Here is a 1,219-nt window from a genome sequence, read left to right as displayed (position 1 = left end):
CTTGCTATAAGGAGAGTAGTTAACATTGATAGGTGCGAGAGGCAACGAGGTTATGTGGAATGATATTTATCACCTTGAATTAACGCTTCCCCTATCTTGGTGTCTGATGTTCAATCTTGAGTGAGGATGCAATGTTGCATTGTAAGCGTTTGCAATGCTGGACTCTGAAATTGATACATTGTCCAGAGAGCGTACGCGTATCCAGCAATACAAGAGAATGCCAGAAATGCATTAACTATAAGGTTTGGTGAAAATAAAACCAGCAGAGCATTAATAAAACATGCCGCCATCATAAAGCCATGAGAGTCATTTAAAAACTGAACCTTCAATGCCGCTTCATGTTCATCTCGCGCATAAACCTGATCTGCTACAATTTTCCATCCGGTCCTGTTGCTATCATGATAAAGCGATACCAAGCTTGGCACATCGTTTATCATATTGTTTTTCAGCGCAAGAAGAAGTTCCCCCTTACGTTTGACGACGAAAACTTTTTTGTTGTTGTTTCTTTTAGATCTGATAAGAAAGTTAAACATATCTTGGGTATCTACCGTTCGTTCTTTTGAGTTGCTATCATTATGTTGATGTGAGATTTTTGAAGGCATGCCTGATGTGAAGTGCTTTCGATGTTATTATTGCTGTTGACAACCATCTTTTCAGCTAATAAATGGGAATAAATTTTTTTGCCCCCCTCGCCCACCTATTGGTTGGTGTGAATATTATTTTTTATTTGTTGTTTTGATTTTTGTTGCTGTTAGGTTGTGACCTGTGCAGCCTCCTTGTTTGAGGTTGTGTCGGTGGTTTTTGTTGTATGAAGCCACCATCCCGATATGTGTGTTCCATAGTGTCTGTTTGGCTGGCAAGTACCCCTTGTCAGCTTTTTTTTATCTCAACGCCCTCATTGTTTTACTGGTTTCCCTTCGGTTGGTGCGTGTTGTGTTTTTTTTATGTTTTTGTTTTTTATGTGTTTTATTTTTTATGGTCGTTTATTTTTAGCTTTTATCTGCTCATTCTGTGATTGTTTTGCGTCGCGCAAGTTGTCTGATTCTTGTGTCGTGTGGTGGGTTATTGGTCATTAATGCCGGGTAGATCTAGCTAATTATGCGTAAAGGTAAAAATGTTGCTGTTCAGTTCAATGCAAGATGGGCTGGTTCGGGTAGTCAGGTCTGTTCTAATACCATGCGAGCAAAGTATCGTCTTGCTTGGCTCAATATCGTCTTGC

The 1,219-nt window shown here is 39.6% G+C and carries 1 protein-coding gene; it reads right to left on the bottom strand.

The window, feature by feature from the left end; genetic code table 11:
• Positions 1-110: 110 nt before the first annotated feature.
• Positions 111-602, bottom strand: coding sequence for a hypothetical protein (locus LG31_RS0107595; protein ID WP_152598339.1), 492 nt, complete (start codon positions 600-602; stop codon positions 111-113).
• Positions 603-1,219: the final 617 nt, after the last annotated feature.

The organism is Aeromonas lacus, assembly GCF_000764665.1.
Taxonomy (GTDB): Bacteria; Pseudomonadota; Gammaproteobacteria; order Enterobacterales; family Aeromonadaceae; genus Aeromonas; species Aeromonas lacus.
The sequence above is the reverse complement of the archived record's forward strand: the minus strand, read 5'-3'. Positions and strand labels throughout refer to the sequence as shown.

Coding starts and splice junctions, on each gene's coding strand:
- LG31_RS0107595 (WP_152598339.1), bottom strand. CDS start 602: ATGCCTTCAAAAATCTCACATCAACATAATGATAGCAACTCAAAAGAA.